Origin of the sequence: Halarchaeum rubridurum (genome assembly GCF_014647115.1) — an archaeon.
Lineage (GTDB): Archaea > Halobacteriota > Halobacteria > Halobacteriales > Halobacteriaceae > Halarchaeum > Halarchaeum rubridurum.
Map to the genome: position 1 here is coordinate 1 of NZ_BMOO01000021.1, position 889 is coordinate 889.

An 889-nucleotide genomic window follows, 5' to 3' on the forward strand; every position below is an offset into this window, starting at 1 on the left:
GGTGGGCTTAACTTCCGTGTTCGGGATGGGTACGGGTGTATCCCCACCGCTCTGGCCGCCTCAACGCCGACCTATGGAATCGAACCATAGTCCAATCACCAGCATCGGTTGGTCAACGACTCCGTGTGTTACGTGTAATCCAGTTAGCGCCCGGACTCGCCCACCGCAGGGCAGAATACCGAGTCTATGAATGTGTGGCTTCGGTCGTTAGTGCTCGCGGACTCAACGCCTCGTTGCCTCGGCGCGTACATCCCGAGTCTATCCACCTCGTCTTCTACGAGTGACCTCGGCGGTGTCTCTTTTCCAAGTGGGTTTCGAGCTTAGATGCGTTCAGCTCTTACCCCGTGTCACGTAGCTGCCCGGCACGCGCTCTCTCGAACGACCGGTACACCAGTGGTGACCGTTCGTAGTTCCTCTCGTACTATACGAACGTTCTCGTCAGACACCAATACACCCCCAATAGATAGCAGCCGACCTGTCTCACGACGGTCTAAACCCAGCTCACGACCTCCTTTAATAGGCGAACAACCTCACCCTTGCCCGCTTCTGCACGGGCAGGATGGAGGGAACCGACATCGAGGTAGCAAGCCACTCGGTCGATATGTGCTCTTGCGAGTGACGACTCTGTTATCCCTAAGGTAGCTTTTCTGTCATCTATGGCCCGCATCAAGCAGGCTCATAGGTTCGCTAGACCACGCTTTCGCGTCAGCGTCCCTCGTTGTGGAGGACACTGTCAGCTCGTCTTATGCTCTTGCACTCTTCTCCGTGTCTCCGACACGGATGAGACGAACTTAGGGCGCGCTCGATATCTTTTCGAGCGCGTACCGCCCCAGTCAAACTGCCCGGCTACCGGTGTTCTCCTCCCGGAGTGAGGGTCACAGTCACTGAC

At 57.0% G+C, this 889-nt stretch carries 2 rRNA genes; both read right to left on the reverse strand.

The features are described 5' to 3' along the window. Positions 1-63: ribosomal RNA gene (rrf, locus tag IEX84_RS14510) — 5S ribosomal RNA — on the reverse strand; the annotation flags it as partial. 125 nt (positions 64-188) lie between these two features. Beyond that, a 23S ribosomal RNA gene (locus IEX84_RS14515) occupies positions 189-889 on the reverse strand; the annotation flags it as partial.